This window comes from Pantoea sp. 22096 (assembly GCF_052045955.1).
Lineage (GTDB): Bacteria > Pseudomonadota > Gammaproteobacteria > Enterobacterales > Enterobacteriaceae > Pantoea > Pantoea alfalfae.
The window spans coordinates 281,565-298,518 of sequence record NZ_JBQEPW010000001.1 but is presented as its reverse complement, the minus strand read 5'-3'; the positions used below and the strand labels follow the sequence as shown (position 1 = coordinate 298,518).

Annotated in this window: 15 protein-coding genes; 4 read left to right on the top strand and 11 right to left on the bottom strand. The window is 55.9% G+C overall.

Annotated features, from left to right (window positions below; genetic code table 11):
* The first annotated feature begins 31 nt into the window (after positions 1-31).
* Both ackA and pta read left to right on the top strand, forming a co-directional pair.
* Positions 32-1,234 (top strand): acetate kinase, encoded by a 1,203-nt coding sequence (gene ackA, locus ACTJKZ_RS01420; RefSeq protein ID WP_033733374.1) that lies wholly within the window; start codon positions 32-34, stop codon positions 1,232-1,234.
* Between the two features lie 86 nt (positions 1,235-1,320).
* The gene (gene pta, locus ACTJKZ_RS01415) at positions 1,321-3,450 is read left to right on the top strand and encodes a phosphate acetyltransferase (protein ID WP_033733375.1); all 2,130 of its coding nucleotides are present in this window, start codon (positions 1,321-1,323) and stop codon (positions 3,448-3,450) included.
* A 109-nt stretch (positions 3,451-3,559) separates the two neighbouring features.
* Here pta and yfcD read toward each other — a convergent pair whose 3' ends face one another.
* Both yfcD and yfcF read right to left on the bottom strand, forming a co-directional pair.
* Positions 3,560-4,084: an NUDIX hydrolase YfcD gene (yfcD, locus tag ACTJKZ_RS01410; RefSeq protein WP_003854255.1), complete on the bottom strand. Its 525-nt coding sequence runs from the start codon at positions 4,082-4,084 to the stop codon at positions 3,560-3,562.
* 108 nt (positions 4,085-4,192) lie between these two features.
* Positions 4,193-4,834, bottom strand: a complete 642-nt coding sequence (gene yfcF / locus ACTJKZ_RS01405) for a glutathione transferase (RefSeq protein WP_161733376.1) — start codon at positions 4,832-4,834, stop codon at positions 4,193-4,195.
* A gap of 182 nt (positions 4,835-5,016) precedes the next feature.
* On the opposite strand from yfcF, the gene ACTJKZ_RS01400 reads away from it, so the two are divergent.
* Positions 5,017-5,913, top strand: a complete 897-nt coding sequence (locus ACTJKZ_RS01400; protein ID WP_161733378.1) for a TIGR01777 family oxidoreductase — start codon at positions 5,017-5,019, stop codon at positions 5,911-5,913.
* 33 nt (positions 5,914-5,946) lie between these two features.
* Here the strand turns inward: ACTJKZ_RS01400 and ACTJKZ_RS01395 are convergent, their stop codons facing one another.
* The 3 genes from ACTJKZ_RS01395 to dalD are packed head-to-tail and all read right to left on the bottom strand — an operon-like array spanning position 5,947 to position 10,115.
* Positions 5,947-7,227, bottom strand: a complete 1,281-nt coding sequence (locus tag ACTJKZ_RS01395) for an MFS transporter (RefSeq protein ID WP_161733380.1) — start codon at positions 7,225-7,227, stop codon at positions 5,947-5,949.
* A 27-nt stretch (positions 7,228-7,254) separates the two neighbouring features.
* Complete coding sequence (gene xylB / locus ACTJKZ_RS01390; protein WP_253419434.1) at positions 7,255-8,724, bottom strand: xylulokinase; 1,470 nt, start codon at positions 8,722-8,724, stop codon at positions 7,255-7,257.
* Positions 8,725-8,726: 2 nt separating this feature from the next.
* Positions 8,727-10,115: a D-arabinitol 4-dehydrogenase gene (gene dalD / locus ACTJKZ_RS01385; RefSeq protein WP_440829122.1), complete on the bottom strand. Its 1,389-nt coding sequence runs from the start codon at positions 10,113-10,115 to the stop codon at positions 8,727-8,729.
* A gap of 194 nt (positions 10,116-10,309) precedes the next feature.
* Here dalD and ACTJKZ_RS01380 point away from each other — a divergent pair, with 194 nt between their 5' ends.
* Positions 10,310-11,257, top strand: coding sequence for a sugar-binding transcriptional regulator (locus ACTJKZ_RS01380; RefSeq protein ID WP_161733385.1), 948 nt, complete (start codon positions 10,310-10,312; stop codon positions 11,255-11,257).
* 80 nt (positions 11,258-11,337) lie between these two features.
* On the opposite strand, the gene hisP is transcribed toward ACTJKZ_RS01380, so the two are convergent.
* The 6 genes from hisP to purF all read right to left on the bottom strand — a co-directional run bounded on the left by hisP (position 11,338) and on the right by purF (position 16,946).
* Entirely contained in the window at positions 11,338-12,111 is a 774-nt protein-coding gene (gene hisP / locus ACTJKZ_RS01375) for a histidine ABC transporter ATP-binding protein HisP (protein WP_440829121.1), read from the bottom strand.
* An 8-nt stretch (positions 12,112-12,119) separates the two neighbouring features.
* A complete protein-coding gene (locus tag ACTJKZ_RS01370) occupies positions 12,120-12,836 on the bottom strand; it encodes an ABC transporter permease (RefSeq protein WP_033733383.1) in 717 nt (238 codons plus the stop codon).
* Positions 12,829-13,518, bottom strand: a complete 690-nt coding sequence (locus ACTJKZ_RS01365; RefSeq protein ID WP_440829120.1) for a histidine ABC transporter permease HisQ — start codon at positions 13,516-13,518, stop codon at positions 12,829-12,831. Before ACTJKZ_RS01365 ends, ACTJKZ_RS01370 begins: the two co-directional genes overlap by 8 nt.
* Positions 13,519-13,703: 185 nt before the next feature.
* On the bottom strand, positions 13,704-14,486 hold the full coding sequence (gene argT / locus ACTJKZ_RS01360; RefSeq protein ID WP_222925187.1) for a lysine/arginine/ornithine ABC transporter substrate-binding protein ArgT: 783 nt from the start codon (positions 14,484-14,486) through the stop codon (positions 13,704-13,706).
* Positions 14,487-14,745: 259 nt separating this feature from the next.
* Positions 14,746-15,315 carry a UbiX family flavin prenyltransferase gene (locus tag ACTJKZ_RS01355; RefSeq protein ID WP_013358589.1) on the bottom strand — a complete coding sequence of 190 codons (570 nt, stop codon included), beginning with the start codon at positions 15,313-15,315 and terminating at the stop codon, positions 14,746-14,748.
* A 113-nt stretch (positions 15,316-15,428) separates the two neighbouring features.
* A complete protein-coding gene (gene purF / locus ACTJKZ_RS01350) occupies positions 15,429-16,946 on the bottom strand; it encodes an amidophosphoribosyltransferase (RefSeq protein WP_440829119.1) in 1,518 nt (505 codons plus the stop codon).
* Positions 16,947-16,954: the final 8 nt, after the last annotated feature.

Here is a 16,954-nt window from a genome sequence, read left to right as displayed (position 1 = left end):
ATTTAGCCACTCTCAAAAAATAGGTACTTCCATGTCGAGTAAGTTAGTTCTGGTTCTGAACTGTGGCAGCTCTTCCCTCAAGTTTGCCATCCTTAACCCTGCCAGCGGTGAAGAGTTCCTGTCAGGCCTGGCGGAATGTTTCCATCTTCCTGAAGCCCGCATCAAATGGAAGCTGGAAGGCGAAAAACAGGAAGCGCCTCTGGGTGCTGGCGCAGCGCACAGCGAAGCGCTGAACTTTATCGTTAAAACCATTCTGGCACAAAAACCTGAGCTTTCGGCACAAATTGCTGCAATCGGCCATCGTATCGTACATGGCGGCGAGAAGCTGACGCAGTCAGTCATCATCACTGAAGACGTGGTACAGGGCATCAAAGACGCCTCCTCTTTTGCACCGCTGCACAATCCGGCTCATCTGATCGGTATTGATGAAGCGATGAAAAACTTCCCGCACCTGTCAGATAAGAATGTCGCGGTATTCGACACCGCTTTCCATCAGACAATGCCGGAAGAGTCTTATCTCTATGCGCTACCGTACAAATTATATAAAGAGCATGGCGTTCGTCGCTATGGCGCGCATGGCACCAGCCATTTCTATGTGACTCACGAAGCCGCCAAAATGCTTAATAAGCCGCTTGAGTCCCTGAACATTATCACCTGTCACCTCGGTAATGGTGGTTCAGTTTCTGCCATTCGTAACGGCGAGTGCGTAGACACCTCAATGGGTCTGACTCCGCTGGAAGGTCTGGTGATGGGAACCCGCAGTGGCGACATCGATCCCGCGATCATCTTCTTCCTGCACGATACGCTGGGTATGAGCGTTGACGCCATCAATAAACTGCTGACCAAAGAGTCAGGCCTGTTAGGTCTGACCGAAGTCACCAGCGACTGCCGCTACGTAGAAGACAACTACACCACCAAAGAAGATGCGAAGCGCGCAATGGATGTCTTCTGTCATCGCCTGGCGAAATATATCGGCAGCTACACCGCGCTGATGGATGGCCGTCTTGACGCCGTCGTGTTCACTGGCGGCATCGGTGAAAACGCCGCGATGGTCCGTGAGCTTTCACTGAAAAAACTGGCACTGCTGGGCTTCGACGTCGACCACGAGCGCAACCTGGCGGCCCGTTTCGGCAAGTCAGGTTACATCAATAAAGAAGGCACCCGCCCGGCGCTGGTCATTCCGACCAACGAAGAGCTGGTCATTGCCCAGGACGCCGCGCGTCTGACTGCGTAAAATACTTCTCTCCGTCAGCTCAGGCTGACGGAGTTGTTTTTGACACCCTGCCACTACTGAGAGGTTCAAACGTGTCACGTACAATTATGCTCATTCCGACCGGCACCAGCGTCGGCCTGACCAGCGTCAGCCTTGGCGTTATTCGCGCCATGGAACGTAAAGGCGTTCGCCTTAGCGTCTTTAAGCCAATTGCTCAGCCACGTGCTGGCGGCGACACCCCGGATCAAACCACCACCATCATCCGTAAGAACTCCTCGATTCCTGCCGCAGAACCGCTGCAGATGTCGCGTGTTGAGTCACTGCTGGGCTCCAACCAGCAGGATGTGCTGATGGAAGAGATCATCTCCCGTTACCATGCCAACACCCAGGATGCGGAAGTGGTGCTGGTTGAAGGTCTGGTTCCAACCCGTAAGCATCAGTTCGCCAACGCGCTGAACTATGAAATCGCGAAAACCCTGAACGCGGAAATCGTCTTCGTGATGGCGCTGGGCAATGACTCTCCGGCACAGCTGAAAGAGCGCATTGAACTGACGCAAAGCAGCTTCGGCGGTCAGAAGAACAAAAATATCACTGGCGTGATCATCAACAAACTCAACGCACCGGTTGACGATCAGGGACGTACCCGCCCTGACCTGTCAGAAATCTTTGATGACTCATCAAAAGCCAGTATTGCCAATATCGATCCTAAGCAACTGTTCTCAGACAGTCCGCTGCCGGTGCTGGGCTGCGTGCCGTGGAGCTTTGATCTGATTGCTACCCGCGCGATCGATATGTGCCGCCACCTGGATGCTCGCATCATCAATGAAGGTGAGATTCAGACTCGCCGGGTTAAATCTGTTACCTTCTGCGCCCGCAGTATTCCGCACATGCTGGAGCATTTTCGTCCTGGCTCACTGCTGGTGACTTCTGCTGACCGTCCGGATGTGCTGGTCGCCGCCTGTCTGGCCGCGATGAACGGCATTGAGATTGGCGCAATCCTGCTGACCGGTAACTACGAGATTGACGATCGCATTGCCCGTCTCTGCGACCGCGCCTTCCAGACCGGCCTGCCGGTGTTTATGGTGAAAACCAATACCTGGCAGACCTCACTGAGCCTGCAGAGCTTTAATCTTGAAGTGCCTGCTGATGACACGCAGCGCATCGAGAAAGTGCAGGAATATGTCGCCAGCTACATTAATGCAGAGTGGATTGAGTCACTGACCGCCACATCTGAACGCAGCCGTCGCCTGTCACCACCCGCCTTCCGCTATCAGCTTACCGAGCTGGCGCGTAAAGCGGGCAAACGCGTGGTGCTGCCAGAGGGTGATGAGCCGCGTACGGTTAAAGCGGCTGCTATCTGTGCTGAACGCGGCATCGCCACCTGCGTACTGTTAGGTAACCCGGAGGAGATTCAGCGTGTCGCTGCGGCTCAGGGTGTTGAACTGGGCAAAGGCGTTGAGATTGTTGACCCGGAACAGGTTCGTGAAAACTATGTGCCGCGTCTGGTTGAGCTGCGTAAGAGCAAAGGCATGACCGAAGTCGTCGCTCAGGAGCAGCTGGAAGATAACGTGGTACTCGGCACCATGATGCTGGAGAGCGGCGAAGTGGATGGCCTGGTGTCAGGTGCGGTTCATACGACCGCCAACACCATTCGTCCGCCGCTGCAGTTGATCAAAACCGCGCCTAACAGCTCACTGGTATCCTCGGTGTTCTTTATGCTGCTGCCGGAGCAGGTGCTGGTTTACGGTGATTGTGCCATTAACCCGGATCCGACCGCTGAGCAGCTGGCTGAGATCGCTATCCAGTCAGCTGATTCTGCCAGCGCCTTTGGTATCGATCCGCGTGTTGCGATGATCTCCTACTCTACTGGCACGTCAGGTGCGGGCAGCGACGTTGAGAAAGTGCGTGAAGCAACGCGCATTGCGCAGGAGAAACGTCCTGATCTGGTGATCGATGGTCCGCTGCAGTATGACGCCGCGATCATGGAAGATGTGGCGAAATCTAAAGCGCCGAATTCCCAGGTTGCCGGGCGCGCTACTGTGTTTATCTTTCCGGATCTCAACACCGGTAACACCACCTACAAAGCAGTACAGCGTTCAGCCGATCTGATCTCCATCGGACCGATGCTGCAGGGTATGCGTAAGCCGGTTAATGACCTGTCTCGCGGTGCGCTGGTGGATGACATCGTCTACACCATCGCCCTGACCGCCATTCAGTCTCAGCAGGCTGAAGGCTAAACGGCTGGTCATAACGAAAAAGGCATGCCCCAGAGCATGCCTTTTTTTCGCCGGTAACAAAGCGGCCCGGTCTGATGCAGATGAATAACCTGAATTAAGGCGCCTGTTTTCAGGCCCGGTTATCGCCGTTGCGGCTCATCCACAGGGAGAGCGCTTTCAGCGAATCATCGGTGAACTCATCACAACGCGCGGTGATCTCATCGGGCGTCATCCAGATAATCTCATCGACTTCCGATTCCTGCATGGCGAATGGCCCGTGTGACACACAACTGAACAGACCGCCCCAGACACGACAGTGCTGATCTTCGAAGTAGAATTTGCCATGTTCAGCAAATGGCACCGCGGCGATCCCTAACTCCTCTTCTGCTTCACGTCGCGCAGATTCCAGCATATCTTCACCGCTCTGCACCACGCCGCCCGCGGTTGCGTCGAGTTTGCCCGGCATAAAATCTTTTATCTCGGTGCGACGCTGTACCAGAATCTTACCCATACCGTCATGAACCACAATATAGGTAGCGCGGTGACGCAGGCATTGAGCACGCATCTGCGCACGTGTCGCCTGAGCAACGACTTCATTCTCTTCGTTTACGATATCGACCCACTCGATGCCGTCACCCGCAGTTTGATCCACCATCAGTAACCCTTTCCTGTTTGGCGTACAGTTGTGTACGCAGTTTGCCACGTCGTTATTTTTATGTGGCGTAAGGTAATCACTTCCGACAGCCTGAGCAAGCCCTGGCTGTTACCGATTTTTACCACTTTCTGCTAACCACAGCTGCACCGAGGCGCGCTGCCACTGAAACTCAGCATAATGCCGCAGACGGGCGGGCAAAGGATCGCCATGTAATACCAGCCGGTTAAGCATTACTGCCAGATCGGTATCCGCGATGGACCACTCACCAAACAGGTTCTGTTGCCCCTCAGGCAGCAAACGATCGACAGCGGTAACCAGTTTATCCACCGCCTGCTGCGCTGACGCAGTCAGTGGCGCAAAACGCTCACCAGCAAACAACACTTCTGTCGGACGCTCCTGACGGATCCACAGGAAGTCACTGCGTAGCCAGGCCTGAATCTCCCTGGCACGGGCGCGCTTCTCACGGTCACGTGGATAGAGGCGTTCAAATTCGGGGGCAGGAAAACGCTCTTCGAGATATTCCGTAATCGCCGAGGATTCGCTTAACAGGAAGTCATCAATCTGGAGAGTCGGCACACGGCAGGTCAGCGACAGCTCGCGGTATGCTGCGGCGTTTTGCTGATTCTGCGACAGATCGACACGTTTCAGCTGGAATGGGATCCCTTTTTCGGTAAGAGCAACATAGGCAGACATAGCGTAAGGACTGAAAAATGATGAATCTGACCACAGGGTGATGGACGGATAATTCATCGGTTACCTCAATTGGCTGTCAGGGTTGCATCATGTTTACCGATTTTTTTTTGCGAAGGCAACGCTGAGCTGCTCCGATCTCTGCCACCGGAATAAGAAAGCGCGACGCGACTCACTCTGGAATGGCTCGACTCTTCTATGCTGAAAGGTGCAAATAACAAAAACATCAAGGGAGCCGCAACATGCACATTCTAATTACCGGTGGCACGGGACTGATTGGCCGACACCTGATCCCGCGCCTGCAACAGCTGGGGCATCAGATAAGCGTGGTGACACGTGACGTGGTCAGCGCACGTGAAAAACTGGGCGAGAACGTCGCACTCTGGTCAGGCCTGGCGCAACAATCGAATCTGGATAACATCGATGCGGTAATTAATCTGGCGGGAGAACCCATCGCCGACAAGCGCTGGACGGAACCGCACAAGCAGCAGCTGTGCGAAAGCCGCTGGCAGATCACCGAGCAGATTGCCTCACTGATTAATGCCAGTGCAACGCCACCCGCCGTCCTGATTTCTGGTTCGGCAACTGGCTTCTATGGCAATACCGGCGATCTGGTGCTGACTGAAGAGGACCAGGGACAGGATGAGTTTACCCATCAGCTCTGCGCCCGCTGGGAGCAGCTGGCGCTCAGCGCCGCGAGTGAGCGCACCCGCGTCTGCCTGATACGCACCGGCGTGGTGCTGGCTCGTGAAGGCGGCGCACTCAGTAAAATGAAACTCCCCTTTAAGTTTGGCGCGGGCGGGCCGATCGGCAGTGGCAAACAGTATATGCCATGGATCCATATTGATGACATGGTCAACGCGATTCTCTGGCTGCTGGATCATGAGGATCTGCACGGCCCGTTCAACATGGTGGCCCCTTACGCGGTACGTAATGAGCAGTTTGCCGCCACGCTGGGGCGGGTGATGCATCGTCCGGCCTTTATGCGCACGCCAGCCAGCGCCATTAAGCTCATGATGGGCGAATCGTCGGTACTGGTGTTGGGAGGACAGCATGTGCTGCCAAAGCGGCTGGAAGCCTCTGGTTTCGGCTTCCGCTGGTACGATTTGCAGGAAGCCTTACAGGATGTCGCAGGATAACCCTGCAGCGGCCCAGGGCCGCCGCAGGGGTAATTAGCTACGCTGTCCGGCCACCCGCGACTGCATTGCCTTCTCTTCCCGCGTGTGCCCCGGTTGTGGCACGCGGATAATAAAGGTCAGCACGCCAGCGAACACATACAGCGCGGTATAGGCCCATACCACTCCGACGATGTCGAAGAATGGCAGCATGATGGAGGCGATAGCCGGTGCCACAAAGTTACTGAGTCCCGCGGAGAGATTGTAAATCGAGACCGCTGCCCCTTTGTGATGCGGCTCCAGCGTCGGAAAGACGGCGGTCATCGGCACAAACGCGGCAACAAAGATCCCCAGCATGACCGCAGGAATTAATGCGACCCAGAAATTATGCCCCGCATGCAGCGGCAGGTAATAGAATGTCAGGCTGGAGATAGCCATGCCCAGGCAACCAAACCAGCGTACCTGACGGATCCAGCCTAGCTTCTCACCAGTGAGGCCCCAGAAGATATTCGTAAAGATGGTAACAAAGAAGAACACCGCCCAGATCTGTAGCCATTCAGAAAGGGTAAAGCCGAGACGGTCGACAAACAGCAGTGGCATGATAATGGCGAAACCAAACAGCGACAGCGTGTTGATGATGCGAATCAGGCAGGCATAAAAGACATGCTGATTGGTGAACAGGATGGTCACGGCACGCGACATCTCTGTCATCTTCTCACGCATCGGCAGATTCACGCGGGAACGATCTACCGGCACGTTGCGCAGGCTGAACCAGGCAAGAATCCCACCACAGGCGACCCAGATGATGGCCAGCCACAGCGTTCCGGTCTCCCCCAGCATCGGAATGGTCAGACTGGGCAGATAGCTGCCCACCACGCCAATGCCGATTGAATACATCGCCCAGAACCAGCCGGTCGCCGCCGCCAGTTTCTCGCGCGGTAAGACCTGCACCAGCATCATCATGAAAGAGTAGATAAACAGCGGATAAGCCAGCCCGCGAATGCCGTAAAACAGCACCATAAGGGGATAATTACGCAGCCCAAGCCCAAGCGACATAAACAGTGCATGCATGACGATCCACAGCACAAAGCCAATCATCATCGCGCGCTGCGGCGTGATCAGCTCGGCGACCACGCCCGATGCCCAGGCTGCCAGCGCTGCTGCCAGACCATAGAAGGTGAACACGACGGCAGACTGCGCGGGCGAAAAGCCCATGTCGGTGATATGGCGCGACAGAAACGCCATTTCAAAGCCATCACCCGCCATAAAGATGGCGATAGCGAGGAAGCCCCAGAACATCTTTTTCGGTAAGCCAAACCAGTATTCATTCGATTGCATCACAATCACCTTCTGTTTGGTTAGTCGTTATGCAGGCAGCAGGTTACGCACCTGTTGCTGCTGGATGTAAAGTTCCCGGAACAGACGCAGCCGCTGTTGCAGCACGGCTCCGCGAGCGTTGTTCGGTTGATAGCGCGCCTGGACTGGCGGCTTCAGACACACCTCATGCTCAGCACCGCCCTCAGCCAGCCACGCCAGACGTGCCGCCCCCAGCGCGCCAGAGGCGCTGGCCGGGTGGGTAATAACCGGCAGTTGCAGCACATCGGCAATCAATTGCGCCCACAGCGTGCTGCGCGCTCCCCCACCGGTGAGGCTGTATTGCTGAATGTGGTGCCGGGCCTCGCCGAGCGCCTCTGCCCCATCAGCCAGTCCAAATGCCACGCCTTCAATCACCGCATAGCCCAGCAGGGCGCGCGGCATTTCATGCCGCAGATTGAAGAAAGCACCGGAGGCGTCAGGATCGTTGTGAGGGGTGCGCTCCCCGGAGAGATAGGGCAAAAAAATCGGGGCGCTACGCAGCTGTTCATCACTGAGCTGTGCCATCTCCTCCATCAGCTGGCTTTCACTCACTGACAGCAGATTGCACAGCCAGCGCAGACAACTGGCGGCGCTGAGCATCACACTCATCTGATGCCAGCGGCCCGGTAGCGCATGGCAAAAGGCGTGCACCCCGGATTGCGGGTCCGCCTGTAAACGGTCATTGACGACAAAAATCACCCCGGACGTCCCCAGTGAGATAAAAGCATCCCCGGCGTTCACCGCACCTACCCCGACGGCCGACGCGGCATTGTCCCCGCCGCCTCCTGCAACCTTGACTAAGGTGGATAAGCCCCACTCGCTCGCCAGTGTCGGCTGCAGATGTCCACTTACTGCACTGCCTTCCACCAGTTCAGGCATTTGGGAACGCTTCAATCCGGTGATGGCCAGCAGTTCGTCCGACCAGTCACGCCGTGACACGTCGAGCCACAGCGTTCCGGCAGCATCCGAAGGCTCAGTGACAAAGCGCCCGGTCAGACGCCAGCGCAGGTAATCTTTCGGCAGCAGAACCTTATTGATGCGGCTGAAGATTTCTGGCTCATGTTCCGCAACCCAGCAGAGCTTCGGTGCAGTGAAGCCAGGCATAATCATATTGCCGCTGATCGCTATCATCCGGGGATGGTGCTTCGCCAGCCTTTCACACTGCGGTGCACTGCGCGTGTCGTTCCACAGGATACATGGACGCAGCACCCTGCCCCCGGCATCCAGCAGCACGGCCCCGTGCATCTGACCGGACAATCCTATCGCGCGAATCTCAGCCCATGCCTGAGGAAACTGATGACGCAATTCCGCCAGAACCTCACAGCAGGCTTGCCACCAGCGTTCAGGTTCCTGTTCTGCCCAGTGAGGATGCGGACGCTGCACGCTGAGCGTGGCGTGCTGAGACGCCACAATCTCACCCTGAGTGTTCACGATCAGCGCTTTAAGCTCTGAAGTACCGATATCAATACCGAGATACATGATTACACCGCCGCCAGTTCAGGCTGCTTCAGCCACTGCTGCAGACTCGTCACCCGGCGCGTCACCAGCTCATGAAACGCCCTATCGGACGCCAGTTCCGCAAACAGCGCGCGATCGCTCAGGAACGCACGGAGCGGATCGGCGCTGGCAAACTGTTTACGCAGCGTTTCGACCTGAAGCGCACCATCCTGATAGGGATAGGGTAAGTCGTCACTGGCCCAACGCTGCATAAACAGGAAGAAGAGTGCCGGGATCACCGCCGTTGCGGCCGGCTGCACGCCGCGCTGGTAACACGCCTGCAGGGTTGGCGTCACCATGCCGGGAATTTTGGACAAGCCATCGGCACCGACGCGCTGATTGGTGTCCTGAATATAGGGATTACTGAAGCGGGCCAGCACCACATCGCGATAATCCGCCAGATCGAGCGGGCTGGGCGAAAGTGAGGGAATGACATCCTGGGTCACGTAGTCGTGCGCCAGTTGATAAATGGCCGGATGACGGGTGCTCTCATCAATATAGTTCAGCCCAATCAGCGTGCCCGCCCAGGCAATCGCGGCATGGGTCGCATTGAGGATGCGAATTTTCGCTTCTTCCCACGGCAGCACCGATTCCACCAGCTCTACGCCCGCCTTTTCCAGTGCCGGGCGTCCGGCAATGAAATCATCCTCAATGACCCACTGAATAAAAGATTCGGCCATTACTGCTGCGCCATCCTGTTTGCCGGTCGCCGCCTGCACGCGTTCGGCCATCTGCGGGGTGGGTCGCGGCGTTATGCGATCGACCATGGTATTCGGTGAACGGGTCTGTGCACGCACCCAGTCGGCCAGCGTGGTATCGCCTTTGGCAGTCAGAAACGCCAGGAAGGCGTCACGAAAACGCTCGCCATTGTGACGCAGATTGTCGCAGTTCAGCAGCGTGACCGGTGCCCCGCCCTCGGCAACTCGCTGTGTCAGAATGCGGCTGAGTGCGCCGTAGAGGGTGCGGATATCGCCACCCAGATCGGCCTTCACGTCCGCCTGACTGAGATCCAGCGTAAACGCGGGCGTCAGGTAGTAGCCTGCTTCAGTCACGGTGAAGCTAATCACTCGCGTTTCCGCACGCGCGCCCTGCTCAATCAGCGCGCTGATGTCGCTGTCCCAGGGCAAAATTTTGCGCAGCGACGTGATGGTTTCATAGTCGCGCTCACCTTCAGGCGTCACGGTTTCCAGCACATATTCGCCCTGCTGCTGCGCGAGCTGATCAAGCAGCGGCGCGGCGTCCTGGCGGATATTGCCCAGTGCGATGCCCCAGCTTTCGTCGCCCTGCTTACGCAACTGATGCAGATACCACGCCTGATGTGCCCGATGAAAAGATCCTGCGCCGATATGCATCCAAACGGATTGATTGGTCATAATCGCCTCAATTAAACATTTGCCACGATGAGGGGCATTTGCCCGATAGCCGTTAGCATAGTGTTCATCACGCAGACCCTTCTGCGAGCTCTGTCACAAATAATGCTTTTGCTCTTTTATTGGGCTTTTGCCCGATTAGCGCTTTTTGCACGGCTCGCGCTAAGATGTCTCCCTGAATTCGACGGAACAGCGTGATGAGCAGAGAAGAGAAAAAGCAGGAGCTGGCCGCGCGTGCCGCGTGGATGTATTACGTTGCGGGCGTGACACAGCAGGAGATTGCGCAGGCACTGGGATTATCGCGCCAGGTGGCGCAGCGTCTGGTATCCAGTGCTCGTGAAATGGGCATGGTAAACGTAAAAATCGATCATCCCGTCACGCACTGTCTGCAGCTGGCGCGTGAGGTCAAGGAGAAGTTTGGTCTGGATCTCTGTCGCGTCGTGCCCTCGGCCAGTCTGAACGAGGATGCCATTCAGCAAATGCTGGCAGTCGAAGGGGCGGCGGTGATGGCACAGTTCATCAGTGAGGAAGCGCCACAGGTCTTTGGTATTGGTTCCGGTAAAACCTTACGCTCTATCATCGACGCGTTACCCTGGGTGGATCGCCCGCAGCATCATTGCGTTTCGATGATTGGCGCCATCGCGCGGGATGATTCCGGAACACGTTATGATGTCCCGCTGAAGATGGCCGAAAAGATGCAGGGTAAGTATTTCTTTATTCCGGCCCCCCTCTACGCCGACACGCCTGAGGATAAAGCGATGTGGGTGCAGCATAAGGTCTACCAGCGCGTCACCGAACGCGCCTTACGGGCAGACGTAGCCTTTGTCGGGATTGGCGAAGTGATGCCAGGCTGTCCACTGAACGCCGAGGGATTTATTACCGATGCGCAGGTTGAGGCGCTGAATGCGCGTGGCGTCGCAGGCGAGATGCTCGGTCACTTTTTCAATCAGCAGGGTGAACGCGTGTGGGGGGAAACGGATGAACTCCTGACCAGCGTGCATCTGGAAAGTCAGACACAACGCAAAATCATTGGCTTTGCCGGTAGCGAACGCAAGTACCCGGCGATCCGAGCCGCCTTACAGGGCGGCTGGGTATCGGGTCTGGTGACCGATGAGGACACGGCGCTGAAGTTACTGCAGACGTGAAGCAGCGGGCAGGCAGCGTACCGGCGCAGGGCACGTTACGCCGGAGTCCTGCTTCCCGCACCTGTCCTCCCCGATAACCGTTACTTCAGCGATCCCTTGAGGAACTGCTGTAAACGCGGACTTTTCGGGCCGCCGAACACCTCCGCAGGCGGACCCTGCTCTTCGATTTTTCCCTGATGCAGGAAAATCACGTGATTTGAGACGTGACGGGCAAACTCCATCTCGTGGGTCACCACCACCATAGTTTTTCCTTCTTCCGCCAGCTTCTGCATGATGCGCAGTACTTCCCCGACCAGTTCCGGATCAAGCGCCGAAGTGGGTTCGTCAAACAGCAACACTTCTGGCTCCATCGCCAGCGCGCGCGCAATCGACACACGCTGCTGCTGACCACCAGAAAGGTGCACCGGATATTTTGCCTGCGCCCGCGCATCAATCCCGACTTTATCGAGGTATTTGATGGCACGCTCACGCGCCGCCGCTTTGCTCAGCCCCAGCACCTGAATCGGCGCTTCCATCACGTTTTCCAGCACGGTCATGTGACTCCACAGATTAAAGTGCTGGAACACCATGGTCAGGCTGGTACGTAACGCGCGCAGCTGCTCTTTGTCAGCCACTTTGAGCTGACCATCTTTGTCACGGACTAAGGTAATTTGTTGGTTATTCACCATGATGCTGCCTTCACTCGGTTTTTCGAGGAAGTTAATGCAGCGTAAAAAGGTACTTTTCCCTGAACCGGACGATCCAATGATACTAATCACATCGCCCGCTTTAGCAGTTAACGAGACCCCTTTCAGCACTTCATGTTCACCGTAACGTTTATGCAATTCGGTGACGCTTAATTTATTGTCAGCCATAGTTCTTCTCAATGCGATGAAGAGGGTTTCACGTGGGCCAGCCAGCGACGTTCCGCCAGGCGGAACAGGCTGATCAACACGTAAGAGATAATCAGGTACAACACAGCCGCCAGACCAAAGGCGGTAAACGGCTGATAGGTCGCCGAGTTAATATCCCGCGCGATTTTCAGCAGATCCGGCACGGTGGCGGTGAAGGCCAGCGCCGTGGAGTGCAGCATCAGAATCACTTCGTTGCTGTAGGCCGGCAGTGCCGTACGCAGCGCCGATGGCAGGATAATGCAGCGATAAAGTTTAAAAGTAGAGAAGCCGTACGCCCGTGCCGCCTCAATTTCACCGTGTGGCACCGAGCGAATCGCACCGGCAAAAATTTCCGTGGTGTAGGCGCAGGTGTTGAGGGTGAAGGCGAGCAGCGTACAGTTCAGACCACTGCGGAAAAAGGCATTCAGCAGTTCAGTGCCTTTCACAATCTCCAGCGTGTACATGCCGGAGTAGAACACCAGCAGCTGCACATAGAGCGGCGTGCCGCGAAAGACGTAGGTAAAGAGCCAGACCGGAAAGCTGATAAAACGGTTTGGCGAAACCCGGGCTATCGCCAGCAGAATGGCCAGACAGCCGCCAATGGTGACGGAGAGAATTAACAGCCACAGGGTGATAGCCACACCGGTAAAACGATAGCCGTCCGTCCAGAGCAGCGATTTCCAGTATTCCTGAATAATCTCAATCATAACTCGCCCTCTTCACACCGACCGTATAGCGGCGGTTCAGCCACCACAGCACGCCGTTCGACAGCGTGGTGAACACCAGATAGATCACACCGGCGACAATGGCGAAGTAGAACGGCTGCCAGGTACTTTTCCCCGCCAGCTGCGTTGCCTTCACCACATCTTCCAGCCCCAGCAGCGAAACCAGCGCGGTAGCTTTCAGGATCACCTGCCAGTTATTTCCGATGCCCGGCAGCGCATAGCGCATCATGGCCGGAAACAGAATGCGGCGGAACACCTGCGCGCCGGTAAAGCCAAACGCAGTAGCCGCTTCAATCTGCCCTTTTGGCACCGCCATAAAGGCGCCACGGAACGTTTCGGTGAAGTAAGCACCATAGATAAAGCCGAGCGTGATGATACCAGCAACCATCGGGTCGATATCAAACTGCGCCATGCCCAGTGCGTCGGTGACCAGGTTGAGGACAATCTGCAGACCATAGAAGATCAGCAGCATGAGTACGAGGTCTGGCACACCACGAATCAGCGTGGTGTAGCCTTCAAAAATCATCGCCAGTGGCCGGCTGCGCGACAGTTTCGCGCCTGCGCCTATCAGGCCCAGCAGCACTGCCAGCACGACGGAGGTGAGCGCCAGCTCCAGCGTCACCAGCGTGCCCCGGAGAATTACATCAGAATAGCCATACAGCATCGAGAGGGTCCTGTCGTGGGGTGAAAACGAAACGCTGCCCGCCAGTGATTGACGGGCAGTTTAGCCTTACCTCTCCTGTGTGAATGCCATACGCCAGAAAGCCTGTCCGGTTTCCGCGCCAGGCAGAACCGGCTCAGGCCCGACACAACGGCAGCCGGGTCACAGCGGGTAAAGCGACAGGATGATTAGTCGCCGTACACATTGAAATCGAAGTATTTCTTCGCAATCTTGTCGTAAGTGCCATCTTTACGTATATCAGCAAAAGCTTTGTCGATGGCGGCTTTCAGTTCGCTGTCATCTTTACGCAGTCCCATGCCGGTACCGACGCCAAAAATCTTGTCATCTTTCACGGCCGGACCCGCGAAGGCGTAATTTTTACCGACCGGCTGCTTCAGGAATCCTTCGCTGGCCTGCACTTCATCCTGGAAGGCAGCATCAATACGACCGGCATTCAGATCCTGATAGACCAGATCCTGGTTAGCATAAGGCGTAACGTTCACCCCTTTTGGCCGCCAGTTCTGATTGGCGTAGGTTTCCTGGGTGGTGCCCTGCAGCAGACCGATGTTTTTGCCTTTCAGCGACTCAATGGTCGGCTCAATTTTCGATCCCTTCGGTGCGACTAAACGCGCGTTCGCCGCATAGAGTTTTTCCGAGAAGGCGATCTCTTCCTGACGTTTTGCTGTGATGGAAAGTGAGGAGATGATGGCATCAATTTTCTTCGCTTTCAGCGAGGGGATTAGCGCATCAAAGTCGCTTTCAACATAGGTACATTGGGTATGAATGCGTTTACAGATTTCGTTAGCGAGGTCGATATCGAAGCCTACTAACTTGCCTTGCGCGTCTTTCGACTCAAACGGTGGGTAAGTTGGATCTGTGCCGATACGGATTGAACCCGGAACTGCCGCAAAGACGCTGGCAGCACTGGTTAAGCCCAGCATCAGGGAAAGAGCCAGAACACGCTTTTTCATAGATTACCCTCAAGTGAAGTGCTTTTTGTTATGTGGTTCGTGATGTGTTTGCGCAAAGTAATTTGCATGTTTCATGCCAGTTCTGCAAGTTATCCACGCCGTTAACGTGATGACAGACAGGCGAAAACGCTGAGTTTGTGAGGGGAATATAGCAGTGAAGTAAAAGAGAAAAAGCGACGTTGTTAACTTTTGGTGCGTCAAATGCACGAAGAGTGATCCGAGGCGCGCTTATGCACTAAATAAGTGCGCCAGGGGAACTTTATGCACCCTGCCAGCGCATAAAGAGATCTTCCGGTAATTCGATATCGAACTGATCGATTACCCGATTAACAGTCTGGTCGATGAGCTGATCGATGGTTTCAGGCCGATGATAAAATGCCGGCACGGGCGGCATGATAATGGCACCCAGTTCGGCCGCGGTGGTCATCATCCGCAGGTGGCCGACATGCAGCGGGGTTTCGCGTACGCACAACACCAGCTTACGCTGCTCTTTTAACACTACGTCAGCCGCACGGGTCAGCAACGAGTCACTGTAACTGTGGACGATGCCAGAGAGCGTTTTCATTGAGCAGGGTAAAATCGCCATGCCCAGCGTTTTAAACGATCCCGACGAGATATTTGCTGCAATATCGCGCACGTCATGCACCACATCGGCCAGCGCCTGCACGTCACGCAACGAATAGTCGCTCTCCAGCCCCAGCGTCTGACGCGCCGCCTGGCTCATGACCAGATGCGTTTCTACCTCTTCCACCTGCTGCAACACCTGCAGCATGCGCACGCCATAGATCACCCCGCTTGCGCCAGAGATGCCAATGATGAGTCGTTTCATATTCCAACCTTATGTCAGCCAATGTGCCATCATACGCGGCCAGCGGGTTTCTGAAAACAAACAGGGCGGGATTGCTCCCGCCCTGTTTTATGCTGCCCGATTATGGGTGGATATCAGCCTTCGTTGTGCAGCTCAAGGTTTTCGACTTCGTTCTGGCGCTGAAGCGCTTTGGCATCATCATTACGCAGCGACTCCAGATACTCCAGATACTGCTGGTCGACATCTTTCGTCACGTAAATGCCGTTGAACACCGAGCACTCAAATTGTGCAATGTCCGGATTCTCCTCACGCACCGCTTCGATCAGATCGTCGAGATCCTGGAAAATCAGTGCATCGGCTTTAATCAGCTGTCGAATCTCTTCGACTTCGCGGCCGTGCGCAATCAGTTCCGTGGCGCTCGGCATATCGATGCCGTAGACGTTCGGGAAACGAATTTCCGGTGCCGCTGAGGCCAGGTAAACCCGTTTCGCACCCGCTTCACGCGCCATCTCAATGATCTGCTCTGAGGTGGTACCACGTACGATAGAGTCATCCACCAGCAGCACATTTTTTTCACGGAATTCAGCGCGGTTCGCGTTGAGCTTGCGGCGCACCGCGCTGCGGCGTAACTGCTGGCCTGGCATGATAAAGGTACGACCAACGTAACGGTTTTTCACGAAGCCCTGGCGATAAGGCTTGTCAAGAATACGGGCGATTTCCAGCGCGATATCGGTAGAGGTTTCCGGAATCGGAATCACGACGTCGATATCGAGATCTTCCCACTCGCGGGCAATTTTCTCGCCCAGCTTGGTGCCCATGCGGACACGGGCGCTGTAGACCGAAATCTTGTCCAGGAAGGAGTCCGGACGCGCAAAGTAGACATACTCGAACAGGCACGGATTGCTTTTTGGGTTTTCAGCACACTGACGGGTCGAAAGCTGGCCTGCTTCAGTGACATAAACCGCTTCACCCGGAGCAACGTCACGGATGAACTCAAAGCCCAGCGTATCCAGCGCGACGCTCTCGGAGGCGACCATATATTCGGTGCGGCCATCGGCGATAACGCGCTTGCCCAGCACCAGCGGACGGATGCCGTTAGGGTCGCGGAAGGCCACCATACCGTGGCCGATAATCATCGCTACGACGGCGTAGGCACCGCGCACCTGCTGATGTACGGCAGCCACCGCAGCAAAAATGTTGTCAGCTTCCAGCGGATCGTTCTGGAAACGATCTAACTCCTGCGCAAAAATATTCAGCAGGATTTCAGAATCTGAAGTGGTGTTAACGTGGCGGCGACCCTTTTCAAACAGGTGCTTACGCAGCACATGTGCGTTGGTCAGATTACCGTTGTGCGCCAGGGTGATGCCATACGGGGAGTTTACATAAAATGGCTGCGCTTCAGAGGCACTTGAGCTGCCTGCGGTGGGATAACGCGCGTGACCGATCCCCATATTGCCCTGCAGTCGCTGCATGTGGCGTGCTTCGAAAACGTCGCTGACCAGGCCGTTTGCCTTTCGCAGGCGAAAACATTTCAGCGCATCGATAGTACAAATGCCTGCGGCATCCTGCCCGCGGTGCTGGAGCACCGTTAACGCGTCATAGATCGACTGGTTGACCGGCATGAAACCGGTGATACCGACAATACCGCACATGTTGTCAT

Excerpts from the sequence above, each read along its gene's own strand:
- ACTJKZ_RS01395 (WP_161733380.1), bottom strand. The coding sequence starts at position 7,227 with ATGCAATCGAATGAATACTGGTTTGGCTTACCGAAAAAGATGTTCTGG.
- xylB (WP_253419434.1), bottom strand. The coding sequence starts at position 8,724 with ATGTATCTCGGTATTGATATCGGTACTTCAGAGCTTAAAGCGCTGATC.
- pta (WP_033733375.1), top strand. The coding sequence starts at position 1,321 with ATGCTCATTCCGACCGGCACCAGCGTCGGCCTGACCAGCGTCAGCCTT.
- ACTJKZ_RS01380 (WP_161733385.1), top strand. The coding sequence starts at position 10,310 with ATGAGCAGAGAAGAGAAAAAGCAGGAGCTGGCCGCGCGTGCCGCGTGG.
- ACTJKZ_RS01370 (WP_033733383.1), bottom strand. The coding sequence starts at position 12,836 with ATGATTGAGATTATTCAGGAATACTGGAAATCGCTGCTCTGGACGGAC.
- ACTJKZ_RS01355 (WP_013358589.1), bottom strand. The coding sequence starts at position 15,315 with ATGAAACGACTCATCATTGGCATCTCTGGCGCAAGCGGGGTGATCTAT.
- hisP (WP_440829121.1), bottom strand. The coding sequence starts at position 12,111 with ATGGCTGACAATAAATTAAGCGTCACCGAATTGCATAAACGTTACGGT.
- ACTJKZ_RS01365 (WP_440829120.1), bottom strand. The coding sequence starts at position 13,518 with ATGCTGTATGGCTATTCTGATGTAATTCTCCGGGGCACGCTGGTGACG.
- dalD (WP_440829122.1), bottom strand. The coding sequence starts at position 10,115 with ATGACCAATCAATCCGTTTGGATGCATATCGGCGCAGGATCTTTTCAT.
- ACTJKZ_RS01400 (WP_161733378.1), top strand. The coding sequence starts at position 5,017 with ATGCACATTCTAATTACCGGTGGCACGGGACTGATTGGCCGACACCTG.
- yfcD (WP_003854255.1), bottom strand. The coding sequence starts at position 4,084 with ATGGTGGATCAAACTGCGGGTGACGGCATCGAGTGGGTCGATATCGTA.
- purF (WP_440829119.1), bottom strand. The coding sequence starts at position 16,946 with ATGTGCGGTATTGTCGGTATCACCGGTTTCATGCCGGTCAACCAGTCG.
- ackA (WP_033733374.1), top strand. The coding sequence starts at position 32 with ATGTCGAGTAAGTTAGTTCTGGTTCTGAACTGTGGCAGCTCTTCCCTC.
- argT (WP_222925187.1), bottom strand. The coding sequence starts at position 14,486 with ATGAAAAAGCGTGTTCTGGCTCTTTCCCTGATGCTGGGCTTAACCAGT.
- yfcF (WP_161733376.1), bottom strand. The coding sequence starts at position 4,834 with ATGAATTATCCGTCCATCACCCTGTGGTCAGATTCATCATTTTTCAGT.